Consider the following 15,097-nt stretch of genomic DNA (forward strand, 5'->3'; position numbering starts at 1 on the left):
GATATTTAGAGACAGAAAATGAGCAGCGGGCAGGTCACGGTTAACCCTGTCTTCACCCCTGCGGGCGATAGTGATTCCACGGAACAGGCGGGGACGCCGATGGCCGTGGCAGGAAATGGCACCTCGTTCCGACTCCCGGGACGGGGTGTTCCTATTTTCTGTCTGAAAATATCCTCGGGGGGAGGGGGCCGCTTGCGGCACCCTGGGGGGCAGACGGCCCCCCTTCGCCGTTGCGCCAGCCGCCGCGGGCGCGGATCTCGCTTGAGGATGCGTCGTTCATCGGCACGTTGACGAAGACCCAGGCCGGGGGCCGCATCCGCGCGAGGTTCTCGCCGCGGCCGACCGAATGGCCGGCGTAGATCTGCGCCGCGGGCGAGAGCCGGGCGCGAAGACCCGCGCCGGGGCGCGCGAGCACCCCCACCGGCACGCTTTCCATGATCGCGCGCCAGCGGTCCCATCTGTGGAACCCCGCCAGATTGTCGGCGCCCATCAGCCAGACGAAGGTCACGCCCGGGTAAAGCGCCTTCAGCCGCGTGATCGTGTCGGCGGTGTAGCGGGTGCCGAGCCGCGATTCGAGATCTGTCACCGCGACTTTCGGGTGCCGCATCAGCGCCTTCGCACGGGCCATGCGCGCGGCCAGCGGCGCGGGCTGGCGGGCTTTCAGCGGGTTGCCGGGGCTTATCAGCCACCAGACCCGGTCGAGCCCCATGCGTTTCAGCGCCTCGCGGGTGATATGGACATGACCCTCATGCGCCGGATCGAACGAGCCGCCCAACAGGCCGATCACCATCCCCGGCAGCGCCGGCGGGAAACCCTGCCGCATGTTTCGGGCCTCCCCTCCTGTCGCGTTCCCCCGGTTACAGGGCGCCTGCGGCCCGGCTGTCAAGGGCGAAACCGGCCACAGACATTGCAGACCGCGCCTGCGCCCGTTACATGCGGTGCAAATCCCGCATGCACGGAGCAAGGGCCATGGCCTCGTATCAATATGTCTATCACATGGACGGCGTGTCCAAGACCTACCCCGGCGGCAAGAAGGTGTTCGAGAACATCCGCCTGAACTTCCTGCCCGGGGTCAAGATCGGCGTGGTCGGCGTCAACGGCGCCGGGAAATCCACCCTGCTGCGCGTCATGGCGGGCTGGGACAAGGATTTCTCGGGCGAGGCCTGGGCCGCGAAAGGCGCCACCGTCGGCTATCTGCCGCAGGAGCCGCAGCTCGACGAACAGCTCAATGTGCGCGGCAATGTGATGGAGGGGGTGAAGGCCAAACAGGCCAAGCTCGACCGTTACAACGAACTGGCGATGAACTACTCGGACGAGACCGCCGACGAGATGTCGCGCCTCCAGGACGAAATCGACGCCGAGAACCTGTGGGATCTCGACAGCCAGGTCGATATCGCGATGGAGGCTCTGCGCTGTCCGCCCGACGAGGCCGATGTCAGCACGCTTTCGGGCGGGGAGCGCCGCCGGGTCGCGCTTTGCAAGCTCTTGCTCGAAGCGCCCGACATGCTGCTCCTGGACGAGCCGACCAACCACCTCGACGCCGAGACCATCGCCTGGCTGCAAAAGCATCTGATCGACTACAAGGGCACGATCCTGACCGTGACCCACGACCGCTATTTCCTCGACGACATCACCACCTGGATCCTGGAGCTGGAGCGCGGCCGCGGTCTGCCGCATGAGGGCAATTATTCCTCCTGGCTGGAGGCCAAGGCCAAACGGGTGGCGCAAGAGGCGCGCGAGGACAAGGCCAAGCAGAAGGTGCTGGAAAAGGAACTGGAATGGATCCGTGCGGGCGCCAAGGCCCGCCAGGCCAAGTCCAAGGCCCGGATCAGCGCCTATGAGAAGATGGCCGACGAATCGGTCAAGGAACTGGTCGGCCGTGCGCAGATCATCATCCCGCACGGGCCGCGCCTCGGCTCGAAGGTCATCGAGTTCGAGAATGTCTCGAAGGCGATGGGGGACAAGCAGCTGATCGAGAACCTCAGCTTCACCCTGCCGCCGGGCGGGATCGTCGGGGTGATCGGCCCGAACGGCGCCGGGAAATCGACGCTGATGAAGATGATCATCGGCAACGAACAGCCCGACAGCGGCACCATCACCCTGGGCGATACGGTGCAGCTTTCCTATGTCGACCAGTCGCGCGATTCGCTCGACCCGAACAAGAATGTCTGGGAGGAAATCTCGGATTCGCTCGACATCGTGGTACTGGGCGATGCCGAGGTGAACAGCCGCGCCTATTGCTCGGCCTTCAACTTCAAGGGCTCGGACCAGCAAAAGAAGGTGGGCATCCTGTCGGGCGGCGAACGCAACCGCGTCCACATGGCCAAGCTGCTGAAATCGGGCGGCAACGTGCTGCTGCTCGACGAGCCGACCAACGATCTGGACGTGGAGACGCTTCAGGCGCTTGAGGCCGCGATCGAGGAATTCGCGGGCTGCGCGGTGATCATCTCGCACGACCGTTTCTTCCTCGACCGGCTCTGCACCCATATCCTGGCCTTCGAGGGCGATGCCCATGTCGAATTCTTCGAGGGCAACTTCGAGGATTACGAGCAGGACAAGATCCGCCGCCTCGGCCCGGATGCGGTCGAGCCGAAACGGGTGAAATACAAGAAGTTCAGCCGCTGAAACCGGCCTGATGAGCTTGGGCGCGTCCCGGTCTCCGGGGCGCGCTTTTTCATAATCCGGGGGCAAAGAACTGTTTACTTGCTGAACTCCCGCAGCATCGCTTGAAATGGCGCCGGTTGTTGTGGAGGCAGAGCGTGACGGTTCGGATCATCCATCGCCTGATCGCGGTGCTTGCCGTTTTCGGGCTGCTGGCGGGTTGCGGCCCGCGCGATCTGCCCGTGGCGGCGGTGCCTTCGGTCCATCCGGTTGCCGGGCCGCAAGCCGCGCCGCGCCGGATCACCTATCTGCTGCCGGGCGCGCTTTCGACCTCGCGCATTTTCGGGCCTTTGCGCGCGGCGGCGGGGCCGGATCATCTGGTGATGGAATACCGCTTTCCCGGGCTCCAGGACCAGCCGGTCGATCCGCCGATGCGGATCGCGCGGGTGGCGCAGGAGATCGCGGATCATGCGGCGCGCCATCCGGGGGCAGAGCTCGAAATCCTCGCTTTCTCGACCGGCGGCGCCATCGCGCTGGAGGCGGCGGGACGGATCGGGCCCGGGCGCAAGCTGCGGGTGGTGATCCTGTCGGGCGCGACGCCTGTTCCCGGCGCCTACGATTCGGCCCTGCGCGGCTCGCTGGCGCTGGCGGCGGCGGTGCTGGCCACCGGCAGCCTGGAGGCGCGCACGGTCTGGGGCGAATATTACAAGACGCTGCTTTACGGCTATGGCTGGCGCCGCGACCCGGCGATCCGGCGCAAGGCCGAGGCCCAGGCCGCGCGCGACCGCAAGAACCTGATCCTGCCGGTGAAGGGGCTGGGCCGCGCCCATACCCGCGATCTGCTGGGCTGGCGGCTCTCGCCCGCGGCCAGGACTTCGGGGGCGGCGATCCTGTTCCTGCATGGCGGCAGGGATCCGGTGTTTCCTGTCGCAGGCGTTGCGGCGCTGGCGCGTGAAACCGGCGCCACGCTTTGCGTGCTGCCCGGCGGCGGCCATCTTCTGATGACCACCCATCCGCGAATCCTTGGACGGGCCGGGGATTTTCTCGCAGGCCGCTGGCAGGGCGAGGAATGCCGCGCGGCGCCCGAAGGGAACTGATCGCCCCTTTGCGGTGTTGATTCCCAAAGCGCATCACCGTCGCGAAAGGAAAAGTCATGAGAGGTATCGCCGCCTGGCTGATCGGAATCCCGATCCCGATCATCATCGTGCTCTATCTGTTGGATGTGTTCTGAGCCGTGCCCGCCCGCGTTCCCGGAGGGGCGGGCGGGCGATAAGAAGTTTCGCGGGATGGCCTTCACCCCGTCTTATTTTCGCCCGGTTTCCAATGAAACAAAGGTGAAAGAGAAGGAGACATGACATGGCGATCATCGTGGTGCTTGCCGCAAGCCTGTTCGGGTTTTTTGCCGCTCTCGTCTCGTTTCTGCTTGGGTCGGGTCTTGTGATGGCACTGTCGGTATGGTGGGGCACGGGGCTTGCCGCGCTGGCGCTGATCGGGCTGACGGCGCTGATGTCGCGCGCCCCGGCGGGGTCCCGGCAAGGGACCGCCCGGGCCTGATCCGGCCCGAATCCGGGCCTCATGGCCAAAACCTTGCCAGAACCCCAATATTCAGGCATAAAAGATTCTGCGACGTTATCTTCTTTCGACCTGTCTCCGTGATCCGGCCGCAGTCCTCGAACCAGACTGACTGCGCCGGGCCGCCGCATAACGCGGGCGGAAAAAACGATCAGGAGACTCACGATGGCCAAGGGCACCGTGAAATGGTTTAACGAAACCAAGGGCTACGGTTTCATCGCCCCCGAGGGCGGCAAAAAAGACGTGTTCGTTCACATCACCGCGCTGGAGCGCGCCGGGCTGCGCAGCCTGAAGGACGGCCAGCCGGTGACCTTCGACATCGAAACCAGCCGCGACGGCCGGGAATCGGCGACGAATCTCTCGCTGGCCTGAGCCACGCGGGACGGAATGCGAAAGAGGCGGCCTCGCAAGGGGCCGCCTCTTTTCATTGCCGGGGGCAGGTGCCGGAGATGCGGTCAGGCCGCATTCCAGATCATCCGGTCGCGCAAAGCGTGTTCGTAGCCGACCCGCAGACCCACGACCGAAACCGGCGCGCGCAGACGGATTGCGGTGCCGCGGTCCTCGGGGAAGCTGTGGGCGGCATGGCTTTCGCTGATCATGATCAGCGGCACCCGCGAATCGACCGCCTTCAGCGTTCTGATCGCGGCCTCGCCGCTTTCCGCGCCGCCGATCCGGTCGCAGTCGATCACCACGAGGCCGTAGCCCGAGGGATCGTCGATCAGTTCCGACAGTGCGGCGTAAAGTTCGGTCTCGACATCGACCAGCCCGCCCAGGGCGCGCAGCCGGATGGCCAGCGGATCATCGGATGCGCCGGTGATCAGAAGCACCCGCACCGCGCCGCCCACCGGCAGCGCGAAATCCTGGTCGAAAGAATGAGAAATCTGCATGATAGCCCCCGCATTTTCCATGCCGTGACGCCGAATTTCGCGGAGAATTGGGTTGTTTCTGAGGGTTAATTCAGGAATTTCCGCGACTTTTTTGCCTTAATTCCGCCCGGTTGAAGCAGGGCCGCGAATGGCGCAGACTGCCGCGAGGAGGGCCGCATGACCGCGCCGGATTACGCCAGTCTGATCGACGCCCCGACCCGGGCTTTCATCCGCAGGACGGAGAGCTTTTACCCTCCTGAAACCGCGTCCTTTCCGGTGGAGGAACAGCGCCGGATCTACGGCCGGATGTGTGCGGCCTTCGCACAGCCGCGCCCGCCCGGGCTGCATGTCCGCGACGAGGCCGTCGGCGGCGTCTCCTGCCGGATCTTCGCGGGCGCGGGCCCTCGCGTGGTTTACTGCCATGGCGGCGGCTTCGTGGTCGGCGGGCTGGACAGTCATGACGACATCTGCGCCGGGATCTGCGACCGGACCGGGCTTGAGGTGGTGGCGGTGGATTACCGGCTGGCGCCGGAGCATCCGCATCCGGCGGCGCTGGAAGATGTTCTCGCGGTGATCGGGGCGCTGCCCGGTCGGCTGGTGCTGGCGGGGGACAGCGCGGGGGGCTGTCTCGCGGCCGCTGCCTGCCATGTGCTGCGCGATCCGCGCATCCTCGGCCAGGTGCTGATCTATCCTCTCCTCGGCGGCGATACCGGGCGGGGCAGCTATGTCACCCATGCCGATGCGCCGATGCTGACGCGGGCCGATGTGGCGTATTACGCGGGCATTCGCGGCGCGGCAAAGGGCGACCCCACCGCTTTGCCGCTGGATGACGGGGATTTCACCGGCCTGCCGATGACTTTGGCCGTGGCGGCGGAATGCGATCCGTTGGCCGATGATGCCACGGATTACGCGGCGCGCATCCGTGCCGCCGGGGGAAGGGCAAGGGCGGTGACGGATGCCGGCCTTGTCCATGGCTGGCTGCGCGCGCGCCATTCGGCGCCGCGCGCGGCGCAAAGTTTCCAACGCATAACAGACACCATCGCCGCCTTCGCGCGAAGCGAATGGCCTTACACGGAGGTAAACCCATGAACCAGCACGCCAATCTGACCCATCAGGCCCTGCGTTGCGACCTGGCCGCTGCCTTTCGCTGGACGGTGCGGCTGAACATGCACGAGGCGGTGGCCAACCATTTCTCGCTGGCGGTCAACCCCGAGGGCTCGCGCTTTCTGATCAACCCGAACGGGCGGCATTTCTCGCGCATCACCGCCTCGTCGCTGGTCGAGATCGACGCGAATGACCCCGATACGATGAGCCGCCCCGATGCGCCCGACCCCACCGCCTGGGGGCTGCATGGGGCGATCCACCGCGCCTGCCCGCATGCGGTCTGCGTGATGCATGTGCATTCGGTCCATGCCACGGTGCTGGCCGCGCTGGCCGACAGCCATCTGCCGGCGATCGACCAGAATTCGGCGATGTTCCACAACCGCCACGTGGTTGACGACCATTACGGCGGCATGGCGCTTGGCGAAGAGGCCGAGCGCTGCGCGACGCTGCTGGCCGACCCGAAGACCCACACCCTGGTGATGGGCAACCACGGCGTTCTGGTGATCGGGCGCAGCGTGGCCGAGGCGTTCAACCGGCTCTATTATTTCGAGCGCGCCGCCGAGACCTATATCCGCGCGCTTTCCACCGGGCGGCCCCTGCGGGTGATGCCCGGGGCAGTGGCGGAAAAGACCGCCCGCGAATGGGAGGATTACCCCGGTTTCGCCGAGGCGCATCTGGCCGAGATCCGCGCGATCCTCGACCGCGAGGAAGCCGATTACTCCGCCTGAGGCAGGCTGGCGCGGGGATCAGTTCCCCGCGCTGGCCATCCGGCGGTGTTCCAGCACATTCTCCAGCCAGCCGAGCTGCATCTCGGGCACCGAGGACAGGAGAAGGTCGGTGTAATCGTCGAACGGCGGGGCCAGAACGTCGCTTTTCTGGCCGTAGCGGACCACCTCGCCCTTATACATCACCGCGATCTTATCGGCGATGGCGCGCACCGTCGCTAGATCGTGGGTGATGAACAGATAGGCCATCTGCGTCTCGGCCTGGAGGTTCAGCAAGAGCTTGAGGATCCCGTCCGCCACCAGCGGGTCGAGCGCCGATGTCACCTCGTCGCAGATGATCAGCTTCGGCTGCGCCGCCAGCGCGCGGGCGATGCAGACCCGCTGCTTCTGCCCGCCCGAAAGCTCGGCCGGGTAGCGGTCGGCAAAGCCCTTGCCCATCTCGATCTGGTCGAGCAGCTCCTGGACGCGGAGGTCGCGCTCGCGCCCCTTCATGCCGAAGTAGAACTCCAGCGGCCGGCCGATCATGGTGCGCACCGTCTGGCGCGGATTCATCGCGGTATCGGCCATCTGATAGATCATCTGGATCTCGCGCAGATCCTGGCGGGTGCGGCCGCGGAAGGCGGCGGAAAGCGGGCGGCCGTCGAAACTGATCCGCCCTTTCGTGGGCGGCAAGAGCCCGGTGATCGCGCGGGCCAGCGTCGATTTCCCCGAGCCGCTTTCCCCCACCACCGCCAGCGTCTGCCCGGGAGGCAGCCCGAGCGAGATGTTCTTCAGCACGTCGAATGTGGTGCCGCGATAGCGTGCGGTGACGTTCTCGATGCGCAGGATCGGCGCTGCCTCGGGCTTTTCGGCATGTTCCAGACTGCGCACCGAGACCAGCGCCTTCGTGTAATCCTCGCGCGGGTGGTTGATGATCTGGTCGGTGGTGCCGTGTTCCACCTTGCGGCCATGGCGCAGCACCATGATCTCATCGGCGACCTGGGCCACGACGGCCAGGTCGTGGGTGATGTAGAGCGCGGCCACGCCGGTGTCGCGGATCGCCTCTTTGATTGCCGCGAGAACGTCGATCTGGGTGGTCACGTCCAGCGCGGTCGTCGGCTCGTCGAAGATCACCAGATCGGGCTTCGGGCAAAGCGCCATCGCGGTCATGGCGCGCTGCAACTGCCCGCCCGAGACCTGATGCGGATAGCGGTTGCCGAAGGTTTCCGGGTTCGGCAGGCCCAGCTTGCGAAACAGCCCGACCGCGCGGCTCTCGGCCTCGGGGCGGGTCATCACGCCATGCGACAGGCAGGTCTCGATCACCTGTTCCATCAGCCGTTTCGACGGGTTGAACGAGGCCGCCGCCGATTGCGAGACGTAAGTCACCTCGCGCCCGCGCAACCGGCGCAGCTGCCACGCCGCCGCGGGGCGGATGTCGCGCCCGTTGAGCAGAATCTCTCCGCCGGTCAGCCGCACGCCGCCGCGCCCGTAGGACATGGCGGACAGGCCGATGGTGGATTTCCCGGCGCCGGATTCGCCGATCAGCCCCAGCACCTTGCCCTTTTCCAGTTGCACATCGACGCCGTGAACCAGCGTCACGTCCTTCGGCGGTTCCCCGGGCGGGTAGGAGGTGGCCTCGATCACGAGGCCGCGGATGTCGAGAAGCAGATTGTCAGCCACCGCGGCCTCCTTTCAGGCTGGAAGTGCGCGAAAGCACCCAGTCGGCCACCAGGTTGACGGAAATCGCCAGCAGCGCGATGGCGAAGGCCGGGACCATCGCCGCCGCCTTGCCGTAGGTCAGCCCGTCCTTGTTTTCCTTCACCATGCCGCCCCAGTCGGCCAAGGGCGGCTGCACGCCGAGCCCGAGGAACGAGAGCGTCGAGATGAACAGAACCGCGAAGATGAAGCGCAGGCCGAACTCCGCGACCAGCGGCGACAGCGCATTGGGCAGGATCTCGCGGAAGATCACCCAGCCCTGACGCTCGCCGCGCAGCTTGGCGGCCTCGACATATTCCATCACGGCGATGTCCATCGCGACCGCGCGGGCCAGACGGAACACCCGGGTGGAATCGAGGACCCCCATCACCAGGATCAGCACCGTCAGGTTCAGAGGCAGCACCGACAGCATCACCAGCGCCACGATCAGCGAGGGGATCGCCATCATCAGATCGCAGACGCGCGACAGGATCTGGTCGGTCCAGCCGCCCTGAACGGCGGCGAGAAAGCCGAAGAACGAGCCGATGGAAAACGCCAGCAGCGAGGCCGCCAGGGCTACGAAGATGGTGATCTGCCCGCCGTAGATCAGCCGCGAGAGGATGTCGCGGCCGATGGAATCGGTGCCGAACCAGTGTTTGGCGGAAGGCGCCTCCCACACGCCGCCGAGGATGGCGTCGAGCGGATAGGGCGCGATGATATCGGCGAAGATCGCCGCCAGCACGAAGCCCGCGGTCAGGATCATGCCGATGAGAGCGGAGACCGGGATTCTCATTTCGGATGCCTCAGACGCGGGTTGGCGATGATCGCGGTGACATCGGCGATGATGTTCAGCCCGATATAGACGGCGGCAAAGATCAGCCCCACGGCCTGCACCACCGGCAGGTCGCGCTTGGTCACATGATCGACCAGATACTGGCCGAGCGCGTTGTAGGAGAACACCACCTCGACCACCACGACGCCCACCACCAGATAGGCGAGGTTGATCGCCACCACCGAGATGATCGGCGCCACCGCATTGGGGAAGGCGTGTTTCCAGATGATCGTCATCGGCGACAGGCCCTTCAGCTCGGCCGTCTCGATATAGGCCGATTGCATGACGTTCAGGATCGCGGCCCGGGTCATGCGCATCATATGCGCCAGCACCACCAGCACCAGAACGATCACCGGCAGCGCCACGGCCTGGAGCTTCGCCCAGAAGCTCATGCCCGGGAACACCATGGCGACGGGCTGGAACACCGGAATGACGATGGTCAGCAGGAAGATCACGAAATAGGCGGCGACGAATTCCGGCAGGCTGATCGTGGTCAGCGTGACGCCCGAGATCAGCTTGTCGGGCCAGCGCCCGGCATAGCGCGCGGCCACGGCGCCGAGGATCAGCGCCAGCGGCACCGAGATCAGCGCGGCGCAGCCCGCCAGGAACAGCGTATTGCCGAGCCGCTGGCCGATGGCCTGGGCGATATCGACGCCGTTGGTCAGGGCCTTGCCCAGATCGCCGGTGAGCACACCGCCGAGCCAGTTGAAATAACGGGTCAGAGCCGGCTGATCGAGCCCCATCTGATTGCGCAGATTCTCCAGCGCCTGCGGGGTGGCAGACTGTCCGAGGATCGCCTGGGCCGTATCGCCCGGCAGTGCCTCGACCCCGAGGAAGATCACTGCGGAAACCGCGAAAAGCAACAGCAGGCCCAGCGCGATGCGCTGGACCAGAAGTTTCAGGATAGGATGCACCGTGCCGTCCTCAGGCCAGCCAGCACTTGGCGGGGGCGCGGTAGTTCATCATCTCGGCATTGGGATCGTCGATCCAGCCGGCGATCTCGTTCGAGCGGATGCCGGCGACGAATTCGTTGAACATCGGCAGGATCAGGCCGCCCTCGTCGCGGACGATATGGGCCATCTCGGAATATTGCGCCTTGCGCTTGTCCTGATCCAGTTCGGCCCGGGCCGCCATCAGCAGCTCGTCGAATTTGGCGTTCTTGAATTTGGTGTCGTTCCATTCCGCGGTCGAGAGATAGGCGGTGGAATACATCTGATCCTGCACCGGGCGGCCGCCCCAGTAGCTGGCGCAGAACGGCTCGACGTTCCAGACGTTCGACCAGTAGCCGTCGTCGGGTTCCAGCTGGACCTGAAGCGGAATCCCCGCCGCCTGGGCCGAGGCCGCGAACAGGTTCGCCGCATCCACCGCGCCGGGGAAGGCGCCCGGTGCGGTGCGCAGCATGATCGGGCTGCCGTCATGGCCGGATTTTTCGTAATATTCCTTTGCCTTCGCCGCGTCGTATTCGCGCTGCTCGATCGAATCGTCGAACAGCGGATAGGCGGCGTTGATCGGGAAGTCGTTGCCGACCGAGCCGAGCCCGCCGAGGATCTTGTCCACCATCTCCTGGCGCTTGATGCCGTATTTCAGTGCCATGCGCAGGTCGTTGTTGTCGAAGGGCGCTTTGTCGACATGCATGATGAAGACGTAATGCCCGCGGCCCACGGCGCGGCGCACCTCGACCCCGGGCGCTCCGGCCAGCAACTCGGCGATCTTGGGGTCGATCCGGTTCATCATATGCACCTGGCCCGATTGCAGCGCGGCGGTGCGGGCGGTGTTGTCGTTGATCGACAGAACCTCGATCGTGTCGGCATGGCCGATGCCGCTGTCGAAGTAGTTCGGATTCTTTTGCAGCACGTAGCGCACGCCCGGCTCGAAAGTCTCCAGGATATAGGGGCCGGCGCCGATCCCGGCATTCGGATTGTCGTAGCCGCCGCCGGGCTGGATGATCAGGTGATAGTCGGTCAGCAGATAGGGAAGGTCGGCCGAGGGGAATTCCAGCGTCAGCTCCAGCTTGTCGCCTTCGGCCTTCATCTCGGAAATGCCCTTGACGATGCCCAGCGCGCCGGATTGCGCATTCTCATCCGTGTGGCGCTTGAAGGTCGCCATCACGTCCTCGGCGGTCACGGTCTGGCCGTTCGAGAAGGTCACGCCCTGGCGGATCTTGAAGGTCCAGACCTTCGAATCGGGCGAGGAGGAGACCTCTTCGGCGATCCGCATCTCGACCTGGCCGTCCGGGGTCATGTCGACGAGCTGCTCGCCCCAATGGGCATTGCCGACCTGCGGCACGACCGAGGCCGCCAGCGCCGGATCCAGCGTGTTGGTGCTTTCGCCGCCCGCGAGACCGGCGCGGATGACGCCGCCCTTCTTCGGCTCGGCATGGGCCGCTTTGGTGTAAAGCGCGCCCGCAAGCGCGGTCGAGACGCCCATCGCCGTGGTGCGGCCGATGAATTCGCGGCGGCTCATCTTGCCCTGCCGCGCGCGGCTCACCATCCAGTCAAGCATGTCGGTCATTCGGTTTCTCCCTGTCGGTTTCTGGTTCCGGTGGCACCGGATTCTGTTGTTGATTAGTGAGTCAATAAAAGCGTGAAGCGCGGCGGCGGGCAATGTTTTTCGCACTCATCGCGAAAACTTCGGATCCGGCCTCGTGCAGGCTGCGGAGACAGCGGGCCGCGCGCGTCTCAGGCTTGCGTTCCGCGGGCCGGTGTTGTCAAGGGCCGCGACCGGCCACAGGGTGTAAAATGCTGATGGGTATGGGATTTTCCGCTTCTCCGGCAGAGGCTGTCTCTGCCGCCGGGTGGGGGGAAGCCGAAGGCCGCGCGCATCCCTTCGCCGCATCGCGTCCAGACTGAGCGGCCCGGCAACAGGGCCGGGACCGGGGGGCGGGACGAATCCGGTGCGGATGATTTCGTGGCGCATGATGTCCCTTGTTGTGGCGCTGTCATTCAGCAACGGTATTTCACAAAGCCGAAGTCCGATAGCGACATTTCATGTGCCGAACGCGCCGCGCATGACGGCGGGGGCCGGAAAACCTCTTGCGATGGAACCGGCGCCGCGCCACGCATGGGCCGGGCCCGCGCGCCGTCGCGCGCAATTTGCCAGGAGAGCCGCATGACCCGCCGCCCGAATATCCTGATCCTGATGGTCGACCAGCTGAACGGGACGCTGTTCCCCGACGGGCCCGCCGATTTCCTTCATGCGCCGAATCTGAAGCGGCTGGCGGCGCGTTCGGCGCGTTTCGCGCAAAGCTATACCGGATCGCCGCTCTGCGCGCCCGCGCGGGCCAGCTTCATGTCGGGGCAGCTGCCGCGCCGCACCCGGGTCTACGACAATGCCGCCGAATTCGCGAGCGATATTCCGACCTATGCCCACCACCTGCGCCGGGCGGGCTGGCTGACCGCGCTGTCGGGCAAGATGCATTTCGTCGGCCCCGATCAGATGCACGGCTTCGAGGAGCGGCTGACCACCGACATCTACCCCGCCGATTTCGGCTGGACCCCGGATTACCGGAAGCCCGGCGAACGGATCGACTGGTGGTATCACAACCTCGGCTCGGTCACCGGCGCGGGCGTGGCCGAGATCACCAACCAGCTGGAATACGACGATGACGTGGCCTTTCAGGCGGTGCAGCGGATCTACGACCTGTCGCGCGGCCAGGACGAGCGGCCCTGGTGCCTGACCGTCAGCTTCACCCATCCGCACGACCCCTATGTCGCGCGGCGCAAATACTGGGATCTGTATGAGGGCGCGCCGGAATGCGAGCCGCCGGAAGCGATCCCCTATGACCTCATGGACCCGCATTCGCAGCGGCTGATGGATGCCTGCGACTGGCGCGCGTTCGACATTTCGCCAGACCATATCCGCCGCGCCCGCCGGGGCTATTTCGCCAATATCTCTTACGTCGACGACAAGATCGGCGAGATCCTCTCCGTGCTGGAAGCGACCCGGCAGGAGGCGATCGTGCTCTTCGTTTCCGACCATGGCGACATGCTGGGCGAGCGCGGGTTGTGGTTCAAGATGAACTTCTTCGAGGGCGCGGCCCGTGTGCCGCTGATGATCGCCGCGCCGGGGCTGGCACCGGGGCTGGTCGAGACGCCGGTCTCCACCATCGACGTGACGCCGACGCTTTGCGCGCTGGCGGGGATCGACATGAGCGAGGTCATGCCCTGGACCGACGGGGTGAACCTTTTGCCGGTGGCCGCGGGCGAGGCGCGCGGGCCGGTGCCGATGGAATACGCCGCCGAGGGCTCGGTCACGCCGCTGGTCGCGCTGCGCGACGGGGCATGGAAATACACCCGCTGCGCCGCCGATCCCGAACAGCTCTTCGATCTGGCGCATGACCCCGCCGAGCGGGTGAACCTGGCGGACGACCCGCGCGCGGCCGGGGTTCTGGCGTATTTCCGGGGCCTCGCCGACCAGCGTTGGGATCTGGCGGGTTACGATGCCGAGGTGCGCGAAAGTCAGGCCCGCCGCTGGGTGGTCTACGAGGCTTTGCGCAACGGCGCCTGGTTCCCCTGGGATCATCAGCCGCTGCGCGCGGCGTCCGAGCGCTATATGCGCAACCATATGGATCTGAACATCCTGGAAGAATCGAAGCGCTTCCCGCGCGGCGAGTGACTCTTCACCGCGCCGTGACGCGGGGCCATCTGTGCGGCGCCCCGCGCATCGGCTAAAAAGCGCGAAACCAACGGGGGAATCGGCCGGTGCTGTCCAGACGCGGATTGCTGGGAGCGATGCTCGCAGGCGTGGCTTTGCCCGCCTGGGGCGAGGTGATGGAGCGCTCGCCCCGCCCGAGGACGCGCGGGCAGGTGGCGGGCAGGGGCAATGTGTCCGATGCCGCGCGGCTGGTCGCGGCGGCGGAGCTTTCCGGCACGGTGGGCTATGTGGTGGCCGATGCGGCCACCGGCGCTGTGCTTGAGGCGCGCGAAGAGAACGCGCCCCTGCCGCCCGCTTCGGTCACCAAGGCGGTGACGGCGCTTTACGCGATGGAACGGCTGGGGGCGGGGCGGCGGTTCAGCACCCGGCTGCTGGCGACCGGGCCTCTGAGCGGCGGAATCGTTCAGGGCGATCTGGTGCTGGCGGGCGGCGGCGATCCGACGCTTCAGACCGATCAGCTTGGCGATCTGGCGGCGCGGCTGGCGAAACGGGGCGTGAAGGGCGTTTCCGGCCGGTTCCTGTTCTGGGAGGGCGCGCTGCCCTGTCAGCCCCGCGTCGCGGAGGACCAGCCCGATCACGTCGGCTACAATCCGGCGATTTCGGGGCTGAACCTGAATTTCAACCGTGTGCATTTCGAATGGAAGAAGGCGGGGGCCGACTGGAGCATCGCCATGGATGCCCGCGGCGAGCGGTTCGTGCCCAGGGTCTCGATGATCGGCATGGCGGTCGCGAAACGCGAAAGCCCACTTTTCACCTGGAAGGGCGCCGCCACGCGCGAGGACTGGACGGTCGCCTCCTCGGCGCTCGGCAAGGGCGGCTCGCGCTGGCTGCCGGTGCGGCTGCCGGGGCTTTATTCGGCCGAAGTGTTCCGCACGCTGGCGCTTGCCCAGGGGATTGCCCTGCCCGAGCCGCAGGCCGCCGCCGCCCTGCCCGCGGGCGACGAGCTTGCCCGGGCCGAGAGCGAGGCCTTGCCGGAACTGTTGCGCGCCATGCTGCGGTTTTCGACCAATATCACCGCCGAATGCGCGGGGCTCGCGGCCAGCGGGGCGGCGGCGGCCTGCGGCTCGGGC

At 66.2% G+C, this 15,097-nt stretch carries 14 protein-coding genes; 8 read left to right on the forward strand and 6 right to left on the reverse strand.

Annotated features, from left to right (window positions below; genetic code table 11):
* Positions 1-151: 151 nt before the first annotated feature.
* Complete coding sequence (locus tag XINFAN_RS09530; RefSeq protein ID WP_124086263.1) at positions 152-823, reverse strand: nicotinate-nucleotide adenylyltransferase; 672 nt, start codon at positions 821-823, stop codon at positions 152-154.
* 146 nt (positions 824-969) lie between these two features.
* On the opposite strand from XINFAN_RS09530, the gene ettA reads away from it, so the two are divergent.
* The 4 genes from ettA (at position 970) to XINFAN_RS09550 (ending at position 4,545) form a co-directional block, all read left to right on the forward strand.
* Positions 970-2,625, forward strand: a complete 1,656-nt coding sequence (gene ettA, locus XINFAN_RS09535) for an energy-dependent translational throttle protein EttA (protein ID WP_124086264.1) — start codon at positions 970-972, stop codon at positions 2,623-2,625.
* A 134-nt stretch (positions 2,626-2,759) separates the two neighbouring features.
* The gene (locus XINFAN_RS09540) at positions 2,760-3,698 is read left to right on the forward strand and encodes an alpha/beta fold hydrolase (protein WP_124086265.1); all 939 of its coding nucleotides are present in this window, start codon (positions 2,760-2,762) and stop codon (positions 3,696-3,698) included.
* Positions 3,699-3,957: 259 nt separating this feature from the next.
* Positions 3,958-4,155 (forward strand): hypothetical protein, encoded by a 198-nt coding sequence (locus XINFAN_RS09545; protein ID WP_124086266.1) that lies wholly within the window; start codon positions 3,958-3,960, stop codon positions 4,153-4,155.
* Positions 4,156-4,338: 183 nt separating this feature from the next.
* Complete coding sequence (locus XINFAN_RS09550; RefSeq protein ID WP_124086267.1) at positions 4,339-4,545, forward strand: cold-shock protein; 207 nt, start codon at positions 4,339-4,341, stop codon at positions 4,543-4,545.
* Positions 4,546-4,628: 83 nt separating this feature from the next.
* Here the strand turns inward: XINFAN_RS09550 and XINFAN_RS09555 are convergent, their stop codons facing one another.
* The gene (locus XINFAN_RS09555; RefSeq protein WP_124086268.1) at positions 4,629-5,060 is read right to left on the reverse strand and encodes a DNA-binding transcriptional response regulator; all 432 of its coding nucleotides are present in this window, start codon (positions 5,058-5,060) and stop codon (positions 4,629-4,631) included.
* Between the two features lie 156 nt (positions 5,061-5,216).
* Here XINFAN_RS09555 and XINFAN_RS09560 point away from each other — a divergent pair, with 156 nt between their 5' ends.
* Positions 5,217-6,128 carry an alpha/beta hydrolase gene (locus XINFAN_RS09560; protein WP_124086269.1) on the forward strand — a complete coding sequence of 304 codons (912 nt, stop codon included), beginning with the start codon at positions 5,217-5,219 and terminating at the stop codon, positions 6,126-6,128.
* The gene (locus XINFAN_RS09565) at positions 6,125-6,871 is read left to right on the forward strand and encodes a class II aldolase and adducin N-terminal domain-containing protein (protein WP_124086270.1); all 747 of its coding nucleotides are present in this window, start codon (positions 6,125-6,127) and stop codon (positions 6,869-6,871) included. Before XINFAN_RS09560 ends, XINFAN_RS09565 begins: the two co-directional genes overlap by 4 nt.
* An 18-nt stretch (positions 6,872-6,889) precedes the next feature.
* Here the strand turns inward: XINFAN_RS09565 and XINFAN_RS09570 are convergent, their stop codons facing one another.
* From XINFAN_RS09570 to XINFAN_RS09585, 4 genes are read right to left on the reverse strand one after another with little or no spacing between them, the layout of a single operon-like run.
* The gene (locus XINFAN_RS09570; RefSeq protein ID WP_124086271.1) at positions 6,890-8,527 is read right to left on the reverse strand and encodes an ABC transporter ATP-binding protein; all 1,638 of its coding nucleotides are present in this window, start codon (positions 8,525-8,527) and stop codon (positions 6,890-6,892) included.
* Positions 8,520-9,335, reverse strand: coding sequence for an ABC transporter permease (locus XINFAN_RS09575; RefSeq protein WP_124086272.1), 816 nt, complete (start codon positions 9,333-9,335; stop codon positions 8,520-8,522). Before XINFAN_RS09575 ends, XINFAN_RS09570 begins: the two co-directional genes overlap by 8 nt.
* The gene (locus XINFAN_RS09580) at positions 9,332-10,288 is read right to left on the reverse strand and encodes an ABC transporter permease (RefSeq protein WP_124086273.1); all 957 of its coding nucleotides are present in this window, start codon (positions 10,286-10,288) and stop codon (positions 9,332-9,334) included. The genes XINFAN_RS09575 and XINFAN_RS09580 overlap by 4 nt, the downstream gene beginning before the upstream one ends.
* 10 nt (positions 10,289-10,298) lie before the next feature.
* Entirely contained in the window at positions 10,299-11,885 is a 1,587-nt protein-coding gene (locus XINFAN_RS09585) for an ABC transporter substrate-binding protein (RefSeq protein ID WP_124086274.1), read from the reverse strand.
* A gap of 597 nt (positions 11,886-12,482) precedes the next feature.
* Between XINFAN_RS09585 and betC the strand changes: the two genes are divergently transcribed.
* Together betC and XINFAN_RS09595 are read left to right on the forward strand one after the other, a co-directional pair.
* Positions 12,483-13,988, forward strand: a complete 1,506-nt coding sequence (gene betC, locus XINFAN_RS09590) for a choline-sulfatase (RefSeq protein ID WP_124086275.1) — start codon at positions 12,483-12,485, stop codon at positions 13,986-13,988.
* 86 nt (positions 13,989-14,074) lie between these two features.
* The coding region (locus tag XINFAN_RS09595; RefSeq protein ID WP_233352179.1) for a D-alanyl-D-alanine carboxypeptidase at positions 14,075-15,097 on the forward strand (1,023 nt) is incomplete at its 3' end.

Source organism: Pseudogemmobacter humi, from assembly GCF_900609055.1.
GTDB lineage: Bacteria > Pseudomonadota > Alphaproteobacteria > Rhodobacterales > Rhodobacteraceae > Pseudogemmobacter > Pseudogemmobacter humi.

What these genes read in the sequence shown, in the direction of transcription:
- betC (WP_124086275.1), top strand. Translation starts at nt 12,483, where the DNA reads ATGACCCGCCGCCCGAATATCCTGATCCTGATGGTCGACCAGCTGAAC.
- XINFAN_RS09555 (WP_124086268.1), bottom strand. Translation starts at nt 5,060, where the DNA reads ATGCAGATTTCTCATTCTTTCGACCAGGATTTCGCGCTGCCGGTGGGC.
- XINFAN_RS09545 (WP_124086266.1), top strand. Translation starts at nt 3,958, where the DNA reads ATGGCGATCATCGTGGTGCTTGCCGCAAGCCTGTTCGGGTTTTTTGCC.
- XINFAN_RS09550 (WP_124086267.1), top strand. Translation starts at nt 4,339, where the DNA reads ATGGCCAAGGGCACCGTGAAATGGTTTAACGAAACCAAGGGCTACGGT.
- XINFAN_RS09575 (WP_124086272.1), bottom strand. Translation starts at nt 9,335, where the DNA reads ATGAGAATCCCGGTCTCCGCTCTCATCGGCATGATCCTGACCGCGGGC.
- XINFAN_RS09565 (WP_124086270.1), top strand. Translation starts at nt 6,125, where the DNA reads ATGAACCAGCACGCCAATCTGACCCATCAGGCCCTGCGTTGCGACCTG.
- XINFAN_RS09560 (WP_124086269.1), top strand. Translation starts at nt 5,217, where the DNA reads ATGACCGCGCCGGATTACGCCAGTCTGATCGACGCCCCGACCCGGGCT.
- ettA (WP_124086264.1), top strand. Translation starts at nt 970, where the DNA reads ATGGCCTCGTATCAATATGTCTATCACATGGACGGCGTGTCCAAGACC.
- XINFAN_RS09530 (WP_124086263.1), bottom strand. Translation starts at nt 823, where the DNA reads ATGCGGCAGGGTTTCCCGCCGGCGCTGCCGGGGATGGTGATCGGCCTG.
- XINFAN_RS09585 (WP_124086274.1), bottom strand. Translation starts at nt 11,885, where the DNA reads ATGACCGACATGCTTGACTGGATGGTGAGCCGCGCGCGGCAGGGCAAG.